This is a genomic window from Erwinia sp. JH02 (genome assembly GCF_013074405.1).
Classification (GTDB): domain Bacteria; phylum Pseudomonadota; class Gammaproteobacteria; order Enterobacterales; family Enterobacteriaceae; genus Erwinia; species Erwinia rhapontici.
This window is the reverse complement of record NZ_JABANZ010000006.1, coordinates 278,636-300,319: the sequence shown is the minus strand read 5'-3', so window position 1 is coordinate 300,319 and position 21,684 is coordinate 278,636. Positions and strand designations below refer to the sequence as shown.

The 21,684-nt window shown below is 52.7% G+C and carries 24 protein-coding genes and 3 tRNA genes; 7 read left to right on the top strand and 20 right to left on the bottom strand.

What is annotated here, in order from left to right:
• Positions 1 to 27 precede the first annotated feature (27 nt).
• The 5 genes from HHI26_RS16875 to HHI26_RS16855 form a co-directional block, all read right to left on the bottom strand.
• Positions 28 to 276 (bottom strand): acyl carrier protein, encoded by a 249-nt coding sequence (locus HHI26_RS16875; protein WP_133840948.1) that lies wholly within the window; start codon positions 274 to 276, stop codon positions 28 to 30.
• A gap of 22 nt (positions 277 to 298) precedes the next feature.
• Positions 299 to 568, bottom strand: coding sequence for a phosphopantetheine-binding protein (locus tag HHI26_RS16870; protein ID WP_133840949.1), 270 nt, complete (start codon positions 566 to 568; stop codon positions 299 to 301).
• A gap of 15 nt (positions 569 to 583) precedes the next feature.
• Positions 584 to 1,378 carry a lysophospholipid acyltransferase family protein gene (locus tag HHI26_RS16865; protein WP_133840950.1) on the bottom strand — a complete coding sequence of 265 codons (795 nt, stop codon included), beginning with the start codon at positions 1,376 to 1,378 and terminating at the stop codon, positions 584 to 586.
• A complete protein-coding gene (locus tag HHI26_RS16860) occupies positions 1,371 to 2,099 on the bottom strand; it encodes a beta-ketoacyl synthase chain length factor (protein ID WP_171149390.1) in 729 nt (242 codons plus the stop codon). The genes HHI26_RS16865 and HHI26_RS16860 overlap by 8 nt, the downstream gene beginning before the upstream one ends.
• Positions 2,100 to 2,371: 272 nt before the next feature.
• Positions 2,372 to 2,758, bottom strand: a complete 387-nt coding sequence (locus HHI26_RS16855; protein WP_133840952.1) for a hypothetical protein — start codon at positions 2,756 to 2,758, stop codon at positions 2,372 to 2,374.
• A gap of 244 nt (positions 2,759 to 3,002) precedes the next feature.
• On the opposite strand from HHI26_RS16855, the gene HHI26_RS16850 reads away from it, so the two are divergent.
• Together HHI26_RS16850 and HHI26_RS16845 are read left to right on the top strand one after the other, a co-directional pair.
• On the top strand, positions 3,003 to 3,839 hold the full coding sequence (locus HHI26_RS16850; RefSeq protein ID WP_159337106.1) for an AraC family transcriptional regulator: 837 nt from the start codon (positions 3,003 to 3,005) through the stop codon (positions 3,837 to 3,839).
• A gap of 51 nt (positions 3,840 to 3,890) precedes the next feature.
• On the top strand, positions 3,891 to 4,298 hold the full coding sequence (locus HHI26_RS16845; RefSeq protein WP_133842085.1) for a DUF2000 domain-containing protein: 408 nt from the start codon (positions 3,891 to 3,893) through the stop codon (positions 4,296 to 4,298).
• A gap of 33 nt (positions 4,299 to 4,331) precedes the next feature.
• On the opposite strand, the gene HHI26_RS16840 is transcribed toward HHI26_RS16845, so the two are convergent.
• Genes HHI26_RS16840 through HHI26_RS16825 form a run of 4 tightly spaced genes read right to left on the bottom strand, consistent with a single transcriptional unit; the run spans position 4,332 to position 8,964 of the window.
• Positions 4,332 to 5,714 (bottom strand): efflux transporter outer membrane subunit, encoded by a 1,383-nt coding sequence (locus HHI26_RS16840; protein WP_159337107.1) that lies wholly within the window; start codon positions 5,712 to 5,714, stop codon positions 4,332 to 4,334.
• Positions 5,711 to 6,802 carry an HlyD family secretion protein gene (locus HHI26_RS16835; RefSeq protein ID WP_133840955.1) on the bottom strand — a complete coding sequence of 364 codons (1,092 nt, stop codon included), beginning with the start codon at positions 6,800 to 6,802 and terminating at the stop codon, positions 5,711 to 5,713. Before HHI26_RS16835 ends, HHI26_RS16840 begins: the two co-directional genes overlap by 4 nt.
• A 37-nt stretch (positions 6,803 to 6,839) precedes the next feature.
• Positions 6,840 to 8,531 (bottom strand): MFS transporter, encoded by a 1,692-nt coding sequence (locus HHI26_RS16830; protein WP_133840956.1) that lies wholly within the window; start codon positions 8,529 to 8,531, stop codon positions 6,840 to 6,842.
• Between the two features lies 1 nt (position 8,532).
• A complete protein-coding gene (locus HHI26_RS16825) occupies positions 8,533 to 8,964 on the bottom strand; it encodes a MarR family transcriptional regulator (protein ID WP_133840957.1) in 432 nt (143 codons plus the stop codon).
• Between the two features lie 143 nt (positions 8,965 to 9,107).
• On the opposite strand from HHI26_RS16825, the gene HHI26_RS16820 reads away from it, so the two are divergent.
• Together HHI26_RS16820 and HHI26_RS16815 are read left to right on the top strand one after the other, a co-directional pair.
• Positions 9,108 to 9,626 (top strand): GNAT family N-acetyltransferase, encoded by a 519-nt coding sequence (locus HHI26_RS16820; RefSeq protein WP_342345411.1) that lies wholly within the window; start codon positions 9,108 to 9,110, stop codon positions 9,624 to 9,626.
• Positions 9,627 to 9,856: 230 nt separating this feature from the next.
• Positions 9,857 to 10,009, top strand: coding sequence for a hypothetical protein (locus tag HHI26_RS16815; protein WP_171149389.1), 153 nt, complete (start codon positions 9,857 to 9,859; stop codon positions 10,007 to 10,009).
• Between the two features lie 514 nt (positions 10,010 to 10,523).
• Here HHI26_RS16815 and HHI26_RS16810 read toward each other — a convergent pair.
• From HHI26_RS16810 to uvrY, 6 genes are all read right to left on the bottom strand, one after another.
• Positions 10,524 to 10,609 (bottom strand) — tRNA-Leu (locus tag HHI26_RS16810).
• A gap of 12 nt (positions 10,610 to 10,621) precedes the next feature.
• Positions 10,622 to 10,695 (bottom strand) — tRNA-Cys (locus HHI26_RS16805).
• 44 nt (positions 10,696 to 10,739) lie between these two features.
• A tRNA-Gly gene (locus HHI26_RS16800) sits at positions 10,740 to 10,815 on the bottom strand.
• 173 nt (positions 10,816 to 10,988) lie between these two features.
• On the bottom strand, positions 10,989 to 11,537 hold the full coding sequence (gene pgsA, locus HHI26_RS16795) for a CDP-diacylglycerol--glycerol-3-phosphate 3-phosphatidyltransferase (RefSeq protein ID WP_133840959.1): 549 nt from the start codon (positions 11,535 to 11,537) through the stop codon (positions 10,989 to 10,991).
• A 71-nt stretch (positions 11,538 to 11,608) separates the two neighbouring features.
• The gene (uvrC, locus tag HHI26_RS16790; RefSeq protein ID WP_133840960.1) at positions 11,609 to 13,441 is read right to left on the bottom strand and encodes an excinuclease ABC subunit UvrC; all 1,833 of its coding nucleotides are present in this window, start codon (positions 13,439 to 13,441) and stop codon (positions 11,609 to 11,611) included.
• Complete coding sequence (uvrY, locus tag HHI26_RS16785; RefSeq protein ID WP_159337109.1) at positions 13,434 to 14,093, bottom strand: UvrY/SirA/GacA family response regulator transcription factor; 660 nt, start codon at positions 14,091 to 14,093, stop codon at positions 13,434 to 13,436. Before uvrY ends, uvrC begins: the two co-directional genes overlap by 8 nt.
• A gap of 479 nt (positions 14,094 to 14,572) precedes the next feature.
• Here uvrY and HHI26_RS16780 point away from each other — a divergent pair, with 479 nt between their 5' ends.
• On the top strand, positions 14,573 to 14,797 hold the full coding sequence (locus HHI26_RS16780) for a DUF2594 family protein (RefSeq protein WP_133840962.1): 225 nt from the start codon (positions 14,573 to 14,575) through the stop codon (positions 14,795 to 14,797).
• An 87-nt stretch (positions 14,798 to 14,884) separates the two neighbouring features.
• On the top strand, positions 14,885 to 15,226 hold the full coding sequence (locus tag HHI26_RS16775; protein ID WP_171149388.1) for a GlpM family protein: 342 nt from the start codon (positions 14,885 to 14,887) through the stop codon (positions 15,224 to 15,226).
• Positions 15,227 to 15,228: 2 nt separating this feature from the next.
• Here HHI26_RS16775 and HHI26_RS16770 read toward each other — a convergent pair whose 3' ends face one another.
• The 3 genes from HHI26_RS16770 to HHI26_RS16760 all read right to left on the bottom strand — a co-directional run bounded on the left by HHI26_RS16770 (position 15,229) and on the right by HHI26_RS16760 (position 18,171).
• Positions 15,229 to 15,855 (bottom strand): autoinducer synthase, encoded by a 627-nt coding sequence (locus HHI26_RS16770; RefSeq protein WP_133840964.1) that lies wholly within the window; start codon positions 15,853 to 15,855, stop codon positions 15,229 to 15,231.
• Between the two features lie 129 nt (positions 15,856 to 15,984).
• Complete coding sequence (gene sdiA / locus HHI26_RS16765; RefSeq protein ID WP_133840965.1) at positions 15,985 to 16,707, bottom strand: transcriptional regulator SdiA; 723 nt, start codon at positions 16,705 to 16,707, stop codon at positions 15,985 to 15,987.
• 765 nt (positions 16,708 to 17,472) lie between these two features.
• Positions 17,473 to 18,171, bottom strand: a complete 699-nt coding sequence (locus HHI26_RS16760; RefSeq protein WP_238337049.1) for an extensin family protein — start codon at positions 18,169 to 18,171, stop codon at positions 17,473 to 17,475.
• A 202-nt stretch (positions 18,172 to 18,373) separates the two neighbouring features.
• Between HHI26_RS16760 and cycA the strand changes: the two genes are divergently transcribed.
• On the top strand, positions 18,374 to 19,768 hold the full coding sequence (gene cycA / locus HHI26_RS16755; protein ID WP_133840967.1) for a D-serine/D-alanine/glycine transporter: 1,395 nt from the start codon (positions 18,374 to 18,376) through the stop codon (positions 19,766 to 19,768).
• 35 nt (positions 19,769 to 19,803) lie between these two features.
• Here the strand turns inward: cycA and HHI26_RS16750 are convergent, their stop codons facing one another.
• Both HHI26_RS16750 and rutR read right to left on the bottom strand, forming a co-directional pair.
• Positions 19,804 to 20,784, bottom strand: coding sequence for a metal-dependent hydrolase (locus HHI26_RS16750; protein WP_171149387.1), 981 nt, complete (start codon positions 20,782 to 20,784; stop codon positions 19,804 to 19,806).
• A gap of 25 nt (positions 20,785 to 20,809) precedes the next feature.
• Complete coding sequence (gene rutR / locus HHI26_RS16745; RefSeq protein ID WP_171149386.1) at positions 20,810 to 21,475, bottom strand: HTH-type transcriptional regulator RutR; 666 nt, start codon at positions 21,473 to 21,475, stop codon at positions 20,810 to 20,812.
• Positions 21,476 to 21,684 lie beyond the last annotated feature (209 nt).

Below are 21,684 nucleotides of genomic sequence, written 5' to 3'. Positions count from 1 at the left end.
GTTCGCTTTCCCTGCCGCCGTTAACGATCAGCCTTCACGCAGCAATTGTTCTACTGCATCCACCACATCCTGCACGGTGCGGACTGATTTGAAGATCTCAGGTTTGATTTTTCGGCCAATGCGCTTTTGCAAATGCACGACCATATCGACGGCATCAATGCTGTCCAGTTCAAGGTCTTCATACAGACGCGATTCCGGTTTGATATCGTCCGCATCCAGCTCAAACAATTTGACCAGCAGGCCAGTGATTTCCTGATAAATTTCGTTCTTATCCATTACGGTCTTCTCCTGGATACAATCAGGCCGTCAGCGCAGAACGCTGGGCATGGATAAACGCCGCCAGGGTGGCAACGGAGTAAAAATGCTGACGCATTTCGTCACTTTCGGCAGAGAGCACCACGCCGTAACGGCTTTTCACCGCCAGGCCCAGTTCCAGTGCGTCGATAGAATCAAGACCCAGGCCGTCGCCAAACAGCGCCGCGTCGGTTTCAATATCCATCACGCTCACTTCTTCCAGATTAAGCGTGTCGATGATCATCTGTTTAATTTCGAGCGATAACTCTTCCATACTGTTTCCGAATAATTATTGATGTTCTGGTGTTAATGCATCTTGCAAATAGTGAGTGAGGTGACGCGCGGCACGTGACTCCAGCTCCCCCTCTTCGGCCCAAAATGTGCTGCCGTCAATGCGCTGCTGCACGCGCACGGTGAACAGCGGTTTTTCTTCTGGTACCTGATACCAGCGGCTCTGCTTGTCGAGCATACGCTGGGTACAGACAATATGAACCAGACGCAGATCGCAACGGCAGCGCACTGCAATATTGGCAGCGCCGCGCTGGAGTTTCAGTGGTTCACCGTAACGGGTACGTGTCCCTTCCGGGAACAGGATAATCGCATCGCCCTGATCCAGACGGCGCTGGCTGTCCGGCAGCAGCGTTTCCCCCTGGCTGTTCACCAGATAATCCGCAGCGCGCACCACGCCGGAAAGGAAAAAGTTTTTCTGTAACCCGGCTTTCACCAGGCAATCTGCTTCCGGCATCACTGACGCCAGAAACACGTAATCCACCAGCGAAGGATGATTCGCCACGATCAGACAACGTCGATCCTGTTGCAACAGTTCGGCCCCTTCAATGCGGTAGTCAAACACCCCAAGGGTACGGCAACAGCGCAGGAAAAGACGAAAACAGCGCGAGATACTGCGCCGCGCCAGGCGGCGGCGCTGCTGAGGATTGCGCAACAGCAGCAGCAGGTTAAACCACACCAGCGACAGCATCAGCCCTCCCAGACCAAATAGCGTAAAGCACAGGCCGGTCATCAGAATGCGCCAGTAGCGACTGAGGTAACGATAAGGTCGGGCTCGCAGGGTGAGATCAGTCATAGCGACACGCCCACTGCCAGTGGAAACGATCGCCCGGCACGCTGAACTGCGCCTGACGTGCCAGCCAACCGTGCAGGAACAGCAGGCTTTGCGGCAGCGCAGGTGCACGCGGCGTAGCCTGCGGCTGGCTCACACACTGACAGGCATCACCCGGTGCCAGCAGCAATGCCACCGCATACGCAGAAAACAGCGTCAGGTCAGGAATATGCGGGTGATAGATATCAGGAATGGTGCCGTCAAAATCAACCAGCAGCACATGGTGATAGCCCGAGGCATGTAACGCGGCCACTTCCAGCATACCCTGCTGAAAAGAGTCCACTCCGGCTGACAATGACGTTGAGACCAACGGGGCTTCGGCGGCAATGGTCAGGCTGCCTACCGCCGCATTGTGCACCGACATCGCAAAGTCTGTCGGCGACAGATTCTGCTGTTTTGCCAGGGCAGTGAGAATACGTAGATTACGCTCCAGCTCACCGTGACGGCTGGTAAATACCAGCGCATCCACGGGCTGACGACGCATGACAGACAGCCCACAGTCCACCGCCGAACGGCTGCCGCTGTTCAGACGCCGCGCAGTCATCATCGGCAGCTGGCTGCATTTGGCCAGTTGCTGCGTGCTGTCGATGACGGGCGGCTGCATTGCCCAGTTTTGCCAGTGCTCAGGCTCATTCAACCCGGGCGCGCTAGCCTGCCAGTCGAGGAGTGTAAAGGCTAAATTCATGCTGATTCTTCTTGCAGCGCGGGAACGTTCTCCGCCCTGTATTCGAGTAATTTGATCATGCCCACAGAGGGATCGTCACTGCGGTTCATCGGTCCATTCAGCGGCACCCGTGCCGCATGGCTAAACCACAGCATAGCGTTTAGCAACGGGTGCTGGCATTCGGAATTAACCGCATTTGCGATATAAAACGCTGTTAACGACTCACCCCATTTAATGGGTTGTCGGCCAGGCTGGCAGGATCTTTAATGCCTGAGCGAACCGACGCCTGACGATTAGGGTGTTTTTGAGGATGCCAGACGTAACTGGATGTCCTTATCGAGGTTATTGACCCAACGATTGTAATTACGGTGAATTTCACCCGGTGCGGCCATCAAGTTATTGCTACCGACATAATTGATAGAATAATGGTTCGCGCCGTAGGTAATGCGAATATCGGCGCTATGGTTACGCTGAATGATCCGCCCGGTAATCACGCCCGGCTGCTGTGGCTGCATCACCCATTGACGTGCGCGCCCGGCGTCCAGAATGGCCGTTTGCAACTGATTGTCGCTGTAATCAGCATTCAGCGTTTGATTGATATTTTTTACCGGTTCTGTGCGCGCGCACCCTGCCAGCGCAAAGGCGCATAACAGTGTGGCGAAAAGACGTGACTTTTTCATAGCATCCCTAAAAATAATCTATAATTTCCAGCTAGTTATTTGCACAAATAGCACCCATTACGGAGATTTTTTTCCGCATGACTCAGACTATTAATTGTAAAGATTCGCATAATAGCATTCGTTGCTAAGCAATGAGAAGTACTAAAGAATCCGATTGATTCCCAATTTTTTCTCGTTATTGATTGGCATCAAGGGTGCCACTGACGCTACGCTGTCGTGGGGATTCTCTGAAGGGGGCAAGGTTATGAAGCCATCAGGCTGGATAGAAATGGCGCGCGATGACGCGACGTCGATTGAAACCCTGCGCGCTCATTTTACCGGCCACGCTTACGATCCACACTGGCATGACAGCTACCTGGTCGGTGTGACCGAACAGGGTGTGCAACAGTTTCATTCGCGTCGCCAGCAGCATCAGAGCCGTCCCGGTACGGTATTTTTACTGGAACCGGGTGAACTGCATGATGGCGATGCGATCGACGAAAGGGGTTTTACCTATCGTATGCTGTATATCGACCCGCTCACGCTGCGCCAGCAATTAAGCAGCCTGTTTAGTGAGATTCCCGACCGTTTTGAACTGAACTTTGCCCGTACCCTGAGCAGCGATCGTCAACTGGCGTGGGCAACGCTTCATGCCTTTCAGGCTCTGCATGACAATGAGTTGAAAATCATCAAAGAGAGCGCGTTACAGCGCCTGTTTTCTGCCCTGACACGCCACCTTCACTGGCGGCGCCCCCTTCAACTGGCTGCGCATGAGAACACCCTGGCGCTGCGGGCGCGCGATTTTATGCTGGACCACCGTTATGACAATATCGGCCTGAGCGATATGGCAGCGGCGCTGGAGGTTGATCGTTTTCGTCTGTCACGCGAGTTTCACGCTCACTTTGGCCTGCCTCCTCATGCCTGGCTGATTCAGTTGCGCCTGAGCGAAGCGCGCCGCCTGCTGTCGGCCGGTCAGCCCCCTGCCCTGGTTGCGGCACAGCTGGGATTTGCCGATCAAAGCCATCTCGGGCGCTGGTTTAAACGCGCCTATCAGCTGACTCCCGCTTTTTATCAACAGCACTGCACAAATCTTCCAGACTGAGCCGCCGCACTGATTTACGCTGCGTTTTTTCTCCGTCAGAAGGCAAAAATGATGAATGATGTTCGTTGTGTGGTGGTACTGAATAGTGCGTTAACCGTGGGCAAGGCGGCCAACGCCGCCGCGGTACTGAGCCTGACGCTGGGGCAGCGCCATCCGCATCTGGTCGGTGATGCGTTAGCGGATGCCAGTGGCCAGTGCTATCCGGGCCTGATCCCGGTGGGCATCCCGGTGCTGTCAGCCGATAATACCCAGTTGAGTGTGCTGCTTGAGTGCTGCGAAGAGCAGCAGTTTGATGCGATTATCTTTCCGCAGGAGGGCCAGATGACGGTGGATTACGCCGAATTTTCAGCTGCCGTCAGTCAGATTGCCACCGCCGATCTACAACACCTCGGGCTGGCTATCGCCGGGGAGAAGAAGGCACTGCGGAAACTGACGGCGAAACTGAAACTCTTTGGCTGATCGCAGGCCGACAGCAGCAAGCCTGCCTATCTGTTATGACGCCTGCCAGCCGCCGCCCAGTGCGCGGTAGAGATCGATCTGCGCCAGCAACAGGTTATTTTTGGCCTGCACCACACTGAGCTGGATGCTGAACAGCGTACGCTGAGCATCCAGCTCATCCAGATAGGAAGCGTAGCCATTCTGATAGCGGTTGCGCGCGATACGCAGCGCCTCCTGCACCACTTTCTCCTGTGCCTGTAACTCGGAGAGTTGCTCCTGATAGCGGGTAATGGCATCCAGATCGTTATTCACTTCACCAAACGCACTGCGCACGACTTTTTCGTAGTTGTACAGTGCCTGGTTGCGCGTGGCCATGGAGACATCAACCTGCGCGGTCAGCGCTTCACGGTTCAGCAATGGTGCCAGCACGCTGCCGCCAATACTCCACAGGCGGAACGGATTCTCCACCAGTTCATGGAGCACCGAGCTTTGCATTGTTCCGGTGGCGGTGAGATTCAGTGAAGGCAGCAGACTGGCGCGTGAAGACTGAAGTGATGCATCCGCCGCCAGGAGCTGGCGTTCGGCCTGCACGATATCCGGCCTGCGCTGCAACAGCTGAGACGGCATCACGGCAGGCAGCGTCTGCGGTGCCACGTGGTCAAAGTGGTTCTGGCGGGCAATCTGACGCGGGTTCATTCCAACCAGAATACTCAGGGCATTTTCCTGCTCAGCAATCTGATGTTGTAACAGCGGGATTTGCGCTTTTGCCGTCTGATATTCCGACTGCGACTGCACCCACTCCAGGCGCGAGGTGTAACCCGTTTCAAACTGGCGCTGTGCCAGCTTTAACGAGTTGGCACGGCTGGCCAGCGTGGCTTCCGTAACCCGCAGCTGTTCGTCGAGCGACACCAGGGTCATATACCCTGACGCCACCGAACTGGCGATGGTCAGTTCGGCCGCGCTCGCCGCCGCCTGCTGGGCTGCCAGCGAGGCTTTGGCTGCATCAATGCTGCTGCTGCGTTCACCCCATAAATCGACGTTGTAGTTGGCCTGTAACAGGCCCTGGAAGACGGTGGATTGCGCAGGCTGGCCCGTTGCCGCGGAGATAGCCCGCGCACGGCTTGCCGCCACGCCGGCATCCAGCGTCGGGTAGTTATCCCCCTGCGCTCCACGTAGCTGAGCACGATACTGATCGACGCGTGAACGGGCGGTTAATATATCCGGGTTGTTGCGCAGCGCCTGCTCCACCAGCTGGTTCAGTGATGCATCGTTAAACGCCCGCCACCAGCTCGCTTCCACCGCCGCACCCGGTCCAACCTGGTTTCGCCACTGCATCGGTATTGGCAACGCCGACGGTGCCTGCTCCACTTCCGTAGCACAGCCTGCCAGCGTGGCCGTCAGCATCATCATCACCAGAGTTTTCGGCGCAGGCATCATTTTTTATCTCCATCCTGCACGGCCGCAGTATCGATATTGACCTCGACCGACATACCCGGACGCAGATGGGCCGTGTTATCGCTGGTGATCTTAATTCGCACAGGAATGCGCTGGGCAATTTTCACAAAGTTGCCGGTGGCGTTATCCGGTGAGATGGCACTGAACTCCGATCCCGCTGCCGGGGAGATATACTCAACCTCACCGTTAAACTGTTCACCGTCCAGTGCATCAACGTGGAACGTCACAGGCAGCCCCGGACGGATGCGCGCCATCTGGGTCTCCTTCATATTAGCCACCACCCACATCTGCTGCGGCACCAGCGAGGTCAGCCGGGTTCCCGCCGTGACGTAAGCGCCCTGCCGCACAGAGATTTGCCCTAACTGCCCATCACGCGGGGCGATAATTTTGGTGTTGTCGAGGTCGATCTGCGCCAGTTCCAGCGCGGCCTGCGCGCTGGCGACATCCGCCTCCAGCGAGGCACGATTAACAATCACGGTTTGCAGATCCTGGCGAGAGACTTCCAGTGTGGCCTGCGCCTGCTGCACATCCGCCAGTGTCTGGCTATTGCTGGCACGCGATGCATCGCGTTCACGCAGAGAAAGTGAACCATCTGAGACCAGATTTTCCACACGCTTCAGATCCAGCCCACCTTTTACCGCCTGGGCTTTGGCGTTTTGCAGTGCGGCGTCATTGCGTTTGATCACCGCTTCCGCGCTGCGGCGCTGCTGAATATTGTTGGCCAGCGTCGCTTTTTTCATATCCAGCTGCGCCATCGCCTGGTGCACGCGCTGGCGATAGATGCGGTCGTCAATGGTCATCATCAGGTCGCCCTGGTGGACCGGCTGGAAGTCCAACACCTTAACCTCAGTGATATAACCACTGACCTGCGGGCTGATAAAAGTCACCTGGCCGCGCACATAGGCGTTTTCCGTTGACTGTGTCTGGCTGGTAAAGGGCGGTAGCTGCCAGGCGTAAAGGATCACCAGTACGCCGACCAGGGCAATCCCCGATCCAAGGGCAATCGATAAAATACGCAGCTTATTATTTCTCAGACGCTCGGTGAGTTGCTGCTGTTCCTGTTGACTCATGTTTTCCCCGTGTTCCCTTCTTCGTTCCACAGAACGCTTACCGGGCAATAGTCTTGTTAAGATTTTGCATCGCGCGCTGTTCCGCTTCGGCTTCGCGTTTGGCCTGCTGCCAGTTGAGATAACGCAGACGCGAAAGACGCCACAGCACCCAGAGTAAAGTGATCCCTGCCATGATGGCAGTCAGCATATACACATCGTTATAGGCCAGTACATTCGCCTGTAATGTGGCAACGGTTTGCAGCTGTGCCGTGCCCTGAGCACTTTGCAGGGTGCTGTCACCCACAAGGCTGGCAAACAGATTATTGTACTGGGCTAAACGATCGGTCACGTTCGGATCCAGCAGCGACAGCTGGTCACCGAGCAGGCTGGAGTGATATTTTTCGCGCCAGGTCTGGAAGGTCCCGAGCAGCGCCGAACCCATCAGGCCGCCGAGGTTTTGACTCATACCAAACAGCACTACAAAGCTGACCAGGTTCTTCGGCTGAGTCACCACGCTGCCCACGCCCAGCAGCATCGCTGGTGCGATAAAGAAGGAGGTACTGAAGCCCAGCAGGAACTGACTGAAATACATATTACTGGCGCGGGTCAGCGGGCTGGACTGGGCATCCATCAGCGAGGCCACCATCACGATAATCAGCGACAGTACAATCGGCCAGCTCAGATGTTTGGGATTAATGGTCAGCGCGCTACAGATAATCCCCGCCGCCACCCCGGCAAGGATCGCCAGCGCCAGCCCCTGCATCTGATCGTTCAACATGCCAATCTGTTGCAGATAACCAATCGCACCGGTGTTCTGTTCGGCCAGCATGATACGCAGCAGGATCATCACAATACCGAGACGGAATATCGCCCCGCTCCCCAGCCAGCGGGTGTTAATCAGTGGATTACTGCGATTGTGTTCCACCAGCACGGCTGCCGTGACCAGCACCAGCCCGAGGGCGAGGCAAACGCCCAGCCACGGCGTGCTGGTCCACCATTCAATGCGCCCGAGCGACAGTACGCCGCAGAACAGCGCCATACCGGGTGCCAACAGGAAGAAGGTCAGAAAGTCTTTTTTCTCGAAAACTTTGGTGCGCTCTCCCGGAGGCAGTTTAAGGATCAGCACCGCACCGAGCGCCATTAACGCCAGCCCCAGCTCAAACAGGTACAACCCGCGCCACTCATCCAGTTGCAGCAGTTCCGTCGAGAACAGACGCGCAAGAGGAATGGCGAGCTGTGAAGCCCCCAGACCAATCGCCAGCGCTTTCAGGCGATGTTTCGCGGGCCAGGCCTGAACCTGATAATAGATACCCAGTGAACTGAGTGCGGCACCGACCATGCCGTGCGCCGCACGGACGATAATCGCGGAACTGAGGTCGTTGACCAGCAGATGGAAGAACGCCACCAGCACATACAGCACCAAAAACGCTTCGGTGAATACCCGCAGCCCGAACTGCTGGCGAAACTTCACCAGCAGCAGGTTAATCGAGATATTTCCCATCACGTAAACGGCGGGCAGCCAGGCAATCTCGTTATTGTAGGCACCAAACACGCCCTGCAAATTGGTCAGGTTGGCAGTCACCAGCGCGTTACTGAGCGCCCCGGTGATGCAAATCAACAGGCCAACGATACCAAAGGCAATGCGTTTATGGGTGGGGTGCAGCGGCGTAGAGGGCGATCCAGGCAGCATGGGCTTTTCGCCAGGCGCCCACTCACGCGGAGCATAGGGATTGGATTTAATGCGGGACACCTTACTTCACCTCTGTCGCCGCCAGCAGTTGCTGCAGTACACGCTGGGTGACCGCCAGATCGCCCGCATTCACGCCAGACAGCAGCTCATTGCGCAGTGCATCAGCCTCCGTTTTCAAACGCTGATACAACACCTCGCCTTTCGGCGTGACATGCAGCAGTCGTTTACGCCGATCTTCAGGAGGCTGTACCCGCTCGACCAGTTGCTGCTTTACCAGACGGTCAATCAGCGGCACGACGCTGGCATCTTCCAGACCCAACGACTGCGCCAGTTCTTTCTGACTCATCGGCTCATCCTGAAGGGCGATCGTCGCCACGGCCATCCAGCTGCTCATGCTGAGACCATTATCTTTCATCCGCCGATCTATCGCCTGACGCCAGGCGTGGGCAGTAAGATGCAGCAAACGGGAGAAATTCAGTTCCTGGGTATTCAATAGGTAAGATGCCTGATAATTAGAGCTCTAACTAAACGATATAGCAATTATAGCCACGATGAGATAAAGAAAGGAAGACAACCTCAGAAGAGTGTAGATAATTCTTTTCCGCCTCGCCAGGCGGCTACCGCTTAAGGAACAGCATGATGCCCATTTTTACCCTGCGCCAGCAGCCTGAACGCCGCCATGAGATTGCTCGTCTGTTGCATAGCGAATGGTCTGAACTCGCGAACTGGTCCTCGTTAGCCACCATCAGCCAACGTCTTGATGAGCGTAACCAGCACGACAGCGGCAGTTTTACCCTGATCGCCTGTGACACTGACGGCACGCTGGCAGGCACGGCCAGCGTGATCGAATATGAACTGGATGACAGGCCAGAACGTCGTTACTGGCTGGGCGAAGTGTTCACACCCAAAGAGTGGCGCGGTAAAGGAATAGGTTCCAGCCTGGTAAACGCCTGTATTGACCGCGCCCGCGCACAACAGATAGACGCGTTATGGCTGTATACGCCGGACCAACAGGCTCTTTATCGCCGACTCGGTTGGCAGGATGTGGAACAGCGTTGGATTTCAGAAGAGTGGGTGACGGTGATGGTGCTGGGGTTGTCCGCAGTAATAGATGATCCTTCGTCTGACAAGATGCTGAATCGTGTTGGATCTTAGATAAGTGAATGATGAGGATGGGCAATCAGGTCTGGATAATAAACGGTGAAGATTAAATAAGCGTTCTTCACCGCGTTAGTATGGCTTTCATTTTCTGAGAGCCATCAAAAGACGACTTTTACTGCACCTACATCAGTCTCTTTCAAAGCAGCTGGAGTGATATAGGCTGGTCCAGCATCACTCAGCCAGTGCTTTATTATCCTAGAAAGCTCGGTGTCACTGGTGGTTCTGTGACTGGTGGTTCTGTGACTGGCGGTTCTGTGACTGGCGGTTCTGTGACTGGCGGTTCTGTCGTTGGTGGGCAGGTTACTGGCGGCTTTGTCAATGGTGGTTCTGTCGTTGGTGGGCAGGTTACTGGCGGCTTTGTCACTGGTGGTTTCTGAGTATTGCAGCACACTTTAATATTGATACAACCGCATTCGTCTTCAGCAGCAGAAATAGTCAACGACAAGTCACCGATGATAATGGTGTTTTGATCAATGCACAGTTTTTTCATTATTTATCCCTAATAAAACAACTCCATTTTATCGCCACGTATGTCTTAATCATCATAGCGATCCCTTAGGCCATTGTTATAGCACTCAAGGTGCGAATGAAATATCGCAATTGCTTGAGTAATTCATCCATTTTTCCATTACGCCTCAACGCAGGTAACCTCCTTTTCTTTAAAGGCCCAGCCTTAAATCTGCGGTTCGTGATGGTAAAAAATGTTGAACGGTCTGTACGTCACGACCGAAAAATAGCGGTAGTTCCGGTTGTTGGTGGGCAGAAGTAGAAGCGAATATTAGGAAGGCATATTAGGAAAGGATTAATTCAGACGTAAAAAAACCGCCTTTCGAGGCGGTTACGACATTGCTTACTGCTTGTTTTTATTCGTTTTAATCGGTACTGATAATATGGTGCCCGGGGTGGGACTTGAACCCACACAGCCATAAGCCGAGGGATTTTAAATCCCTTGTGTCTACCGATTTCACCACCCGGGCATGGGTGTTAATTGGAGGCGCGTCCCGGAGTCGAACCGAGGTAGACGGATTTGCAATCCGTAGCATGGCCACTCTGCCAACGCGCCTTTAAATCTTTTTGTCATCAGAGAGTCATCTCTGGCGACTAATTTGGAGCGGGAAACGAGACTCGAACTCGCGACCCCGACCTTGGCAAGGTCGTGCTCTACCAACTGAGCTATTCCCGCATTGCCATCAGTTTTATTCTGTTTTAAATGAAACCTTCAGAACTTGCTGATTTGCTTTATCTTCTGGCTGCCTGAGCTGCCTTTCGATGCGTTGCATTCTACTGTTCTGGCGCAATGAGTCAACCAAATTATCCTCACAATGCATCCGTTTGCTGCTTTTTAAGTCGCTTCGATCACCGTTCGAGCAAATCGCCACGTGCAGCGCTCAAATACTGGAACATTGACCAGAAGGTTAGCACAGCGGCAATGTACAACGCGGCAACGCCAACGCCCTCAACAATACTGTTCGGGCGCCATAACAGCGCAAACAGTGACAACATCTGGGCCGTGGTTTTGACTTTACCAATCCACGAAACGGCCACACTGCTGCGTTTGCCGATTTCAGCCATCCACTCGCGCAGAGCTGAAATGATGATTTCACGGGCAATCATGGTGGCAGCCGGTAAGGTGATCCACCATGAGTGGAAATACTCGGCCACCAGCACTAACGCGATCGCCACCATCACTTTATCGGCCACCGGATCCAGGAACGCCCCGAACTGGGTCGTTTGTTTCCAGCGACGGGCCAGGTAACCATCAAACCAGTCAGTCACCGCAGCAAAGATGAAAATCAGTGCGCATGCCAGTGGAGCCCATTGAAATGGCAGGTAAAATGCCAGTACAAAGAATGGGATTAATACAACGCGAAACAGGGTAAGTAAGGTCGGAATATTAAATGGCATAATTACGCTAACTGTTTGGACAGAGTAGAATTTGTCCCTATGTTCCTACATTGCTACGGGTGTTGCAATGCTTAGTGTTTCAGCGCATAGAAGATTTTTTCAGCCAGCGCATGTGAAATTCCAGGGATACTGGCGATTTCTTCCATAGAGGCATTGATCAACGGTTGCAGGCCTCCCATGTACTTGAGCAGCATCTGGCGCCGTTTTGGACCGATCCCTTCAATGGTTTCCAGCGCACTGGTGTTCTTCACTTTAGCCCGTTTATTACGATGGCCTGTTATTGCATGATTGTGAGAGTCATCACGAATATGCTGGATAACATGTAACGCCGGAGAGTCTGGCGGCAAAGCAAATCCCTCCCCTTCCGGTTCAAGGAACAGCGTTTCCAGCCCGGCTTTACGATCGGTGCCTTTTGCCACCCCCAGCAACAGAGGATGATGTTTATCCCAGGTCACATCCAGTTCAGCGAAAACGTCTTTCGCCTGTGAAAGCTGGCCTTTGCCACCATCGATCAGAATTACGTCAGGAATTTTGCTCTCTTCAATGGCCTTGCCATAACGGCGACGCAGCACCTGGTTCATGGCCGCATAGTCATCACCGGGGGTGATGCCCGTGATGTTATAGCGACGATATTCGCTGCGCAGTGGCCCGTTGGCATCAAAAACCACACAGGAGGCGACCGTCTGCTCCCCCATCGTGTGGCTGATATCAAAACATTCCATACGACGAATAGCCGGTAACTTCAGGGTGTCGGCAAGAGCCGTTAGCCGTTGGTGTATAGTGGAATGCTGTGCCAGACGCGTCACCAGCGCGGTAGCCGCATTGGTGCGGGCAAGCTTCAGGTAACGGGCGCGGTCGCCCCGGGGTTTGCTCTGGATGGCAATACGCCTTCCGGCAAGCTCTGTCAGCGAGTCCGCCAGCAGCTCTTTTTCCGGTAACTGGAAATCCAGCAGAATATCAGCGGGTAACGTGCGTGCCTGGCTACCCTGCAAATAGAATTGCCCCACAAATGTCTGCACAACTTCAGCCAGTTCTGTGCCACTGGGCACTTTCGGGAAATAACTTCGGCTGCCCAACACCTTACCCTGACGGATAAACAATACGTGCAGACAGGCCATTCCAGAGTCGAACGCAACACCGATGACATCCAGATCGTCCCCCTGATTGGAGACAAACTGTTTTTCCGTGACGCGGCGCACCGCCTGTATCTGATCGCGCAGACGGGCGGCCTCTTCAAAGCGCATTTCCTGGCTGGCATGTTCCATGCGTGCAACTAGCTGATTCAGGACCTGATCGTCTTTACCCGAAAGGAACAAGCGCACATAGTCGATCTGGCGCGCATACTCCTCTTCCGTCACCAGCCCCTTCACGCAAGGCCCAAGGCAACGACCAATCTGGTATTGCAGACACGGACGTGAGCGGTTGCGATACACGCTATTTTCACACTGGCGTACCGGGAAAATTTTTTGCAACAGCGATAACGTCTCTCGCACCGCATAGCCGTTAGGGAAAGGACCGAAGTATTCCCCTTTCGCATGCTTGGCACCGCGATGGCTTGCCAGGCGCGGATGGGCATCCGCGCTCAGAAAGATGTAGGGATAGGATTTATCGTCACGCAGCAGCACGTTGTAGCGCGGCTGGTAAAGTTTGATGTAGTTATGTTCCAGCAGCAGCGCTTCGGTTTCCGTATGGGTCACCGTCACGTCTATCTGGCAAATCAGCGCCACCAGCGCTTCCGTCTTACGACTGGCGAGGTTTCCGCGAAAATAGCTGGAGAGCCGTTTTTTGAGATCTTTCGCTTTGCCAACGTAGATAACCGTACTCGCAGCATCATACATCCGGTAAACGCCGGGCTGGCTGGTGACGGTTTTCAGGAAATACTTTGCATCAAACTGATCATTCACTACTGATTAACGGCTCCGCGCTGTACAGGCCATGACGGATGGCCAGATGCGTTAACTCCACGTCCCCACTGATATTCAGTTTGCTGAACATGCGGTAACGATAGCTGTTAACAGTTTTAGGACTCAGATTGAGTTGTTCGGAGATTTCCGTCACTTTCTGGCCCTTAGTAATCATCAGCATAATCTGCAACTCGCGTTCCGACAAACTGTTGAACGGCGATTCCGCTTTTTGCGGTTCGATTTGGCTCAGTGCCATCTGTTGCGCAATATCGGAGGCAATATAGCGCTGCCCCGAGTTGACAGAGCGAATCGCGCTGATCACTTCCTGCGGCGCTGCCCCTTTGCTGAGATAACCAGAAGCCCCCGCCTGCATCACTTTTGCTGGCAACGGGTTTTCGGTATGAATCGTTAACATGATAATTTTGCAGTCTGGCGTGTAACGGATAATCTTGCGCGTCGCTTCAAGTCCGCCAATACCTGGCATATTCATGTCCATCAGCACCACATCAGCACTGTTAGCACGACACCATTTTACCGCATCTTCACCGCAGTTCGCTTCTCCAACAACCTGGATACCTTTGATATCCTCCAGGATGCGACGAATACCTGCGCGAACCAGCTCGTGGTCATCAACAAGAAAAACGCTTATCAAACGATGCTCCTTAAGCGGCTAAGGCAGGTGGCGAAAAAAACATTGGCAGGCCGATGATGTTACTACTTTTTCACGGCTGTTAGAACAGAAATAATGTTGAACTTTATACCAAATCTAATTTATCTGTAGAGGCTAAATAGCACGTAAATTCTTCAATAATGCAAAGGTGTAACTTGTAAACGTTAATCTTTTAGGTCGAAAAAAATCTCATCCGCCAGCACCATAATAAAATAAATTATAATTTACAATAAGTTGTATAAAAAATGCTATTTTTCATTTAAAAATAAAGTCAATATTTTCCTAAATTTTAGCACTTTCTACAACGTGACATAACACTAACGCACAACCGATTGTTTTATCATTAATCTTAACCGACTCACTGCTTTCTTCATGCCATTATATGATATACTTTCGAACACTTTACGTGCCTGGTAAACTAACCGGAAGCACTGTTTTTTCAAAGACTATCGGGAGAAATCATGAGCGAGACTGACTTTTCAACCAGCGAAGAAGTGCAGGCATTAGCTAACGAAGTGACGTGCATGAAAGCACTTGTCACACTGATGCTGAAAGGTATGGGTCAGGCAGATGCCGGTAAAGTCATCATCAATATGGAACGCTACATCGCCGCGCTGGAAGATCAGCAGCAGGCAGAAGTGTTCAGCAATACGGTCAAGCAGATCAAACACGCTTATCGTCAGTAATACACCCGCCTTCCCGCCGCGTTAAACGCCCGTTGCTTTTTTATTGGTTTTGTCACACCGTAGTGTTTTAACTGACAGAACAAAGCAATGGGCTTACTTTTCAAAGCAATACTGGGTGCTGCGGTCGTGGTGTTAATCGGCCTGTTATCGAGAACCCGTCATTACTATCTTGCCGGTCTCATTCCGCTGTTTCCCACCTTCGCACTGATAGCCCACTATATTGTGGCCAGTGAGCGGGGCATCGAGGCGCTGCGAACCACCATCGTCTTTGGCATGTGGGCGATTCTGCCCTACTTTATCTATCTGCTGGCACTTTGGTATTTTATTACGATGATGCGGCTGCCACTGGCACTGCTGGCAGCCGTATTATGCTGGGGCGTAGCAGCGTGGGTGCTGATCACGCTGTGGTCGAAATGGCATGGACAATAAACTTAGCGCCCGCGTGGCCCCCAGCTAACAGATACCCCAAGTGTAGGCAGCACTTCTTCAGGCCGGAAGCGACGTGCGCCATGGAACTTTTCAGCCAGATTCGGCTGAGCAATCGGGATTTTGACCGCAAACAGGTTGTCTTCTGACTGAATGATCCCTGGTGTGAGCGGATCATAGTTCACCTGATGCTGTTCAAACATCTGCTCCAGCATCGGCGTTGCCGCACTGTAGAGATACTGAATGCCCGATTGTCCCGCCAACTGCACCGCATGCCATAAAATGTTCAGCGGCAACTCCGCATCAATTTCAAGCCGGGCAGAGAAACGTGACATTTCCCAGACGATATCACTCTCATTGTTACTATTTTCAGCACCTGCGGCTGAACGGTTGCTGTCCGGATCCTGCCATGCCATTAAACGCGCACAACCACAGATACCAAACTGCGCAGTCCAGGCAATCAACCAGATCACATCGGAACGATCGAAGCGATCGTACTCCTGGCCCGGGGTACTGAGACGAGACGGAATCGACCAACCTTCACCTCTGGCAAAGACGCTGTAACGATAACTTCCTAATTCTGCCAGTAAAGATGACGGCATGTCCTTCAGCTTGGTCTGGATAATCTTCATTCATGATCCCCTGTCGCATTCCCTCGTGAGCGCCGCTCCTGACGGTTCGGGCAGGGTTGTTACCCTGGGCGCAGGGTAGACAACCGGGTGGCAATTCGAAACTACCAAATTTGGTAGTTGCATCCTCTTTCAGATTAAACCGATTGCTGCGGCATAAGAGGCAATTTGCGTTTTGTTTGGTGCATTAAATCGTTTTTGCATGTTTTTTTGGTGAAAATTAACGGTATTCTCTGAGATAGAGAGGATCAGTGATATTTCTGCCGATGTTTTTCCCTCTGCGGTCCATTTGAGAATTTCGAGTTCTCTTTCACTTAATTCCAGTTTCGTTGCCAGCATCGAAATATCATCCATTTCGATCAATGCAGCCATTGACAGCTCCGAAATATACTGGAGTTTAAGTTCAAGTTCTGTCGTTAACGCTATCATTTTAGAAGGATTGGCAGACGACAGCGATAATATACCTACGGATCTGTTTTTCGCCATCACGGAACAAGAAATACCGTGATAAATACCATGTTCTCTGGCAGCTTGCAGAACGCACTGCTCCTCGGGGAGCAGATCGCCTCCCCACAACCACATCGCTCCCGGTGAACGGCACTTCTTCATCACAGGATCGCGCTGCACTAAGTCTTCATGCAAATAATACTCAATCCACTTCTGCGGATAATTACTGTAAAAAAAAGTTTTTGGCCGGGTAAAAGGAACGGGATGACGAATAAAAAGAGCATAAAAATCGAATTCCAGCTCCCCCGCCTGTTGCTCAATTATCCTGGTAATATGAGCGGTGTTGCTTCCCGTACCAAAAGCCAATTGCATCCTGTTTCGCCAACTGAAATAGTTCTCAGATGTCATTAATGCCTCAGTCCGACAGGGAAAATCCCCGCCCTGATTATAATTGTCATTGTGAATATGGCAGTAAAAAAATGAATGAAATCGAGTAAAAATTTTAATTGTCCAGAGTGATATTTCTGAACAAAAAACAGTTTACAACGTTCAGGTATTGATCTGTTTGGGCATAAAAATCACCAGGAAAATAAGCCCAAAAAATGGACACCAGACCGATAATAACCTATGTAACATTTTGTTCTCAGTGTCGCCAACGAGATACATCGATTTATCGCACCACTCACCACAGGTGGTTAGAATAGGATTTTTCCTATAAAGATTCAATAATTTTGCCCCTTTTGTCATGGCGTTTACGCACAATAGTTTTACAGTGTTTCAGGGCTTTTTTTCAGTAAAAAAAATGTGACTCGTCCGACAAAAAGTCAAAACTTATTGATATAACTATCAATTACCTCCCTCCTGTTACCATTTGGCTTTCACGCAATAGGTTAATGACTATGTAGCAACAGCAGACAATCCCACAGTTATCACATGGGGTTAACGGCAATATGTACAATTTGCATCATCATCTTTTCGTTTTAAGTTCTGCTGCGTATTGTTATGCGAAAATACGTCTCTGCGAATACCTGCCTCCTGAAACAAGCAGCATGAGTGCATGCTCTACAAATGCATCGACTTTATGCATCATTAATTGCATCGCGCTATATCAATATTGCTCATCACTCGTTGTCTCATTTATTGTCCGCAGGTATCAGCCATCTCCACGCGCTTTCAGCGGCACAAACCAAAACCGCGCATACCGAGATGAAAATGATTGGCATGCGCCGCGTTATATTCCGGTCCTAAGGCATTACCAAACAGATGACAGCTACGGGCAAAGACGAGGTGCAACCATCGGCTGCGATCATCTCCGCCTCTCCAGTGACTCAGTACACTGATGCGTTGGCCGTTTTGTAAACGAAAACCGCTGAGGTCCCAGGCGTCAGCCGTGGCGTGCTCACTTAAGCGACCTTCTGCACGGTGATAAATATTACGACAGGCGTAGCTACCGAGGTGATCAATGCGCGTTAGTGGCGACCCCAGCTCACGAGTAGCCATGGGTTTGAGCGTTTGAGTGACCAGCATCGTGCTGCTGACCGCCAGCGTGCAGCTGCTGAGGAAGGTGCTGCTGAGGGTCACATCGCCAAAGCCCGTTATTCTGACCGGGTCAACCAACGGACAACGTCCCTGCTGTGTGCCTGGTCGGGTGTAGCTCAGATATCCCTGTGTTCGAGCCTGTTGCAGCACCGCGAAACAGGCCTCCGGGTTGGCAGCCAGTCTCTTCAGTTTATAACGTGTAACCAGCGTCGGTGCATCGGTGACCGACAATGGCGCAAAGGGATCCCAGGCGGGGGGTAAAACACGTAACAGCAGCGAACACAGCCATCCTCCGGCGAGGAGAACAGCAACCAACGTGATGAATCGCTTCAACTCCCCTCCTTTTACCCTGGCACAAAGAAGTGATGCCGGGTTTTTAAGCATATGACGCTTCGTTATCGTAGTTTAGCTGCAATTTTGCTTTATCGACCGGGATTTTACGTTAAGCTCTTGATCGCACTAACCTCAACAACATCAGACATACGAAAAGCCATCAGAGCTTTCATATCATTACCACAGGACAGGAAACCCATTAATGGTTGATCAATCAAAAGAGGCTGCTGCCTCTGAAAAAGGAGCGGACCAGCTCCAGCGCAATCTGCACAATCGCCATATTCAGCTGATCGCCATCGGCGGTGCTATCGGCACCGGTCTGTTTATGGGATCTGGAAAAACGATCAGCCTTGCCGGGCCGTCGATCATTTTCGTTTATATGATCATCGGTTTTATGCTGTTCTTTGTCATGCGCGCGATGGGCGAGCTGCTGCTCTCTAATCTTGAGTACAAATCCTTCAGCGACTTCGCCGCCGACCTGCTGGGTCCGTGGGCAGGCTATTTCACCGGCTGGACGTACTGGTTCTGTTGGGTGGTCACCGGGATTGCCGATGTCGTGGCCATCAGTTCCTATTTCCAGCTCTGGTTCCCGGACTTCTCTATCTGGATGAGCGCCCTGCTGTGCATCGTCGTTTTCCTGTCGCTCAATATTGCGACGGTGAAACTGTTCGGCGAGATGGAGTTCTGGTTTGCGATTATTAAAATCGTCGCCATTGTTGCGCTGATTGCCACCGGCATTGTGCTGGTCGCGATGCATTATCCGTCACCGGGTGGCGGTACCGCTTCCCTGAGCAACATCTGGGATCACGGCGGGATGTTCCCGAAAGGATTGAGTGGTTTCTTCGCCGGCTTCCAGATTGCGGTGTTTGCTTTTGTGGGTATCGAACTGGTCGGTACTGCGGCGGCAGAAACGCATGACCCTAAGACCGTCCTGCCACGCGCCATTAACGCCATCCCTTTACGCATCATTATGTTCTACGTTTTGTCGCTGATGGTGATTATGGCGGTGACGCCGTGGGATCAGGTGGTGGCCGATCGTAGCCCGTTTGTTGAAATGTTTATGCTGATTGGTTTACCGGCAGCGGCGAGCATCGTGAACTTTGTGGTACTGACCTCCGCGGCCTCATCGGCTAACAGCGGCATCTTCTCGACCAGCCGCATGCTTTACGGTCTGGCTCAGCAGGGTGTGGCACATCGCCGCTTTGGGTTGCTGTCACGCCGTTCGGTGCCGACCACAGGTCTGTTCTTCTCCTGCCTGTGTTTGCTGGGCGGCGTCGCGCTGATTTACCTGATCCCCAATGTGATGACGGTGTTCACGCTGGTCACGACGGTATCTGCCATTCTGTTTATGTTTGTCTGGACGATTATCCTTTGCTCTTATCTGGCCTACCGCAAGAAGCATCCGGAACGCCACGCGACATCCAGCTATAGAATGCCATTGGGCAAATTTATGTGCTGGGTGTGTATGGCCTTCTTTGCCTTTGTGCTGGTGCTGTTAACGCTGCAAGAGGATACCCGTCAGGCGCTGATGGTCACGCCACTGTGGTTTATCATTCTGGCGGTGGGATGGTTCCTGCGTCAGCGTAAATCTGCCTGATAAACAAGCAGGCCAGGTCAACCTTGCCTGCTGCATCAGAATCGTGACCACAGTTTATGCAGCGCCTGCCCCAGTGGAGGGCGCTGAACCGGCAAGCGTTCCGGTTTAAATGGCCCGTCTTGTAATGGCTCAGGGCCGAGATCAAAGGTAAAGTTGTAATTGGGTTCTTCCCCCATCCGCAGGTCAGTGATCGTAATATGATCCCCCACCCGCTTCATCGCATAAAAACCACGACTGAACCAGACCACGCGCTGAACATACCAGTTACTGCTGTACTGTTGATACAGTGCACTGCCGTTGTCATGAGGGGTAAGCGCCAGCGGCTTATCCGGGCTCAATAACGACCAAAATCCTTCCTGATAATCATCAGCCGACATCACCACCACACGCCACTGTACTGTGTTAAATGCCGTGGGCGTCACCAGCAGTCGCTCTGCGCTGACGTGCTGCTGAACCAGCTGTTGCTTCACCTCGTGAGTGACCCATGCCTGCGCCACCATGCTCCAGACGAGATACAGGCAGCTCAGACTTAAGCCCAGCGTATTCCAGCGCCGCCCGTGACGGTGTCGCCATACCAGTGCCGCTATCAGCCCGGCCAGCAAGGGCAGAGTATATAGCGGATCGATAATAAACATGCTGCCGATGGCAAAAGGACGATCGGTGAAAGGCAGCGCTAACTGCGTGCCATATATAGTGGTCAGGTCAAGAAGAGGATGAGTAATCAGCGCCAGCCACACTGCCGCCCACCAGCGTCCGAAAGCCTGCGGCTGGCGACACAGACGGCTGCACAACCCGGCAAGCAGCGGCGACGCCAGCGTCAGCCAGAACAACGCATGGCTCTCAGTGCGGTGCAGAGTCATATTGCGGATGGCATCGCCGTGATCAATAAAGACATCCAGATCGGGCAGCGTACCACAAACCGCCCCCACGACAGCCGCCTGCCATACCGGGGCTTTACGCCCCATCACGGCAACAGCGACCGATGCGCCCAATACCAATTGTGAAACGGAATCCATCATCGCTCCCTGTTAATCACGGCTCTTAGCGTACGCGGATACCTTCAATCACCATACGCTGCACATTTTCGACCGTCTGGTTGAAGAAATGCTCATCATTCAGCGTCTGCCCGGTTATCGCCTCCACCTGGGTGGCGAAGTCAGCATAGTGCTGGGTCGTGGCCCACAACATAAAGATCAGATGATCAGGCTGAACAGCGGCCAGTTTTCCCTGCAAAACCCAGGTTTCTATGATGGCCGCCTTATCTTCAACCAGATGACGCAAATCCCTCGCCAGTTCGGCTTTAAGTAACGGTGCGCCCTGCAGCATCTCCATGCAGAACAGACGTGAAGCCTGAGGGTGATCGCGTGAAACCTCCAGCTTAAGACGAATGTAATCGCGTATTGCCTCCAGAGGATGCTGATCGTGGCGCAGCGCGCGCAGCGGTGCCAGCCAGACATCCAGCAGGTCCTTCAGCACAGCAATATAAAGTTCTTCTTTAGAGGGGAAGTAGTAAAGCAGATTGGTTTTCGATACATCTGCACGTTCGGCTACCTTATCCAGGCTGGTGCCATGAATGCCGAACTGTGAGAAAAACTCCAGCGCCGCAGAGAGAATAGCGGAACGCTTTGCAGCCACCGCGCGCGAACGACGCGTCGGGGCTTTAGCCGGTAACTTATCAGTAGAATTCACCGTGACTCCATGATCCATGTGGGTTGCGGGGATAATAGCAAAACAGCTGACGCATACCTAATTAGCGCTATCCCTTAGGCATGCACTCTAATTGACCATCCTCGCCTGCTTTTTGTGCAACATTTTTTACCAAATGGTCTGAAATGGACCACTCATTCCACCAGAGTTTTACAAACAAAAAACAACTCACTGTTTTAAATAACAATTTTCAAACTGGCACAGCCTTT

Coding starts and splice junctions, on each gene's coding strand:
- pgsA (WP_133840959.1), bottom strand. CDS start 11,537: ATGCCATTTAATATTCCGACCTTACTTACCCTGTTTCGCGTTGTATTA.
- HHI26_RS16780 (WP_133840962.1), top strand. CDS start 14,573: ATGAGCGAGACTGACTTTTCAACCAGCGAAGAAGTGCAGGCATTAGCT.
- HHI26_RS16770 (WP_133840964.1), bottom strand. CDS start 15,855: ATGAAGATTATCCAGACCAAGCTGAAGGACATGCCGTCATCTTTACTG.
- cycA (WP_133840967.1), top strand. CDS start 18,374: ATGGTTGATCAATCAAAAGAGGCTGCTGCCTCTGAAAAAGGAGCGGAC.
- HHI26_RS16850 (WP_159337106.1), top strand. CDS start 3,003: ATGAAGCCATCAGGCTGGATAGAAATGGCGCGCGATGACGCGACGTCG.
- HHI26_RS16775 (WP_171149388.1), top strand. CDS start 14,885: ATGGGCTTACTTTTCAAAGCAATACTGGGTGCTGCGGTCGTGGTGTTA.
- HHI26_RS16875 (WP_133840948.1), bottom strand. CDS start 276: ATGGATAAGAACGAAATTTATCAGGAAATCACTGGCCTGCTGGTCAAA.
- HHI26_RS16865 (WP_133840950.1), bottom strand. CDS start 1,378: ATGACTGATCTCACCCTGCGAGCCCGACCTTATCGTTACCTCAGTCGC.
- HHI26_RS16855 (WP_133840952.1), bottom strand. CDS start 2,758: ATGAAAAAGTCACGTCTTTTCGCCACACTGTTATGCGCCTTTGCGCTG.
- rutR (WP_171149386.1), bottom strand. CDS start 21,475: ATGGATCATGGAGTCACGGTGAATTCTACTGATAAGTTACCGGCTAAA.
- sdiA (WP_133840965.1), bottom strand. CDS start 16,707: ATGACATCTGAGAACTATTTCAGTTGGCGAAACAGGATGCAATTGGCT.
- HHI26_RS16835 (WP_133840955.1), bottom strand. CDS start 6,802: ATGAGTCAACAGGAACAGCAGCAACTCACCGAGCGTCTGAGAAATAAT.
- HHI26_RS16750 (WP_171149387.1), bottom strand. CDS start 20,784: ATGGATTCCGTTTCACAATTGGTATTGGGCGCATCGGTCGCTGTTGCC.
- HHI26_RS16820 (WP_342345411.1), top strand. CDS start 9,108: ATGATGCCCATTTTTACCCTGCGCCAGCAGCCTGAACGCCGCCATGAG.
- HHI26_RS16870 (WP_133840949.1), bottom strand. CDS start 568: ATGGAAGAGTTATCGCTCGAAATTAAACAGATGATCATCGACACGCTT.
- HHI26_RS16860 (WP_171149390.1), bottom strand. CDS start 2,099: ATGAATTTAGCCTTTACACTCCTCGACTGGCAGGCTAGCGCGCCCGGG.
- HHI26_RS16840 (WP_159337107.1), bottom strand. CDS start 5,714: ATGATGCCTGCGCCGAAAACTCTGGTGATGATGATGCTGACGGCCACG.
- HHI26_RS16845 (WP_133842085.1), top strand. CDS start 3,891: ATGAATGATGTTCGTTGTGTGGTGGTACTGAATAGTGCGTTAACCGTG.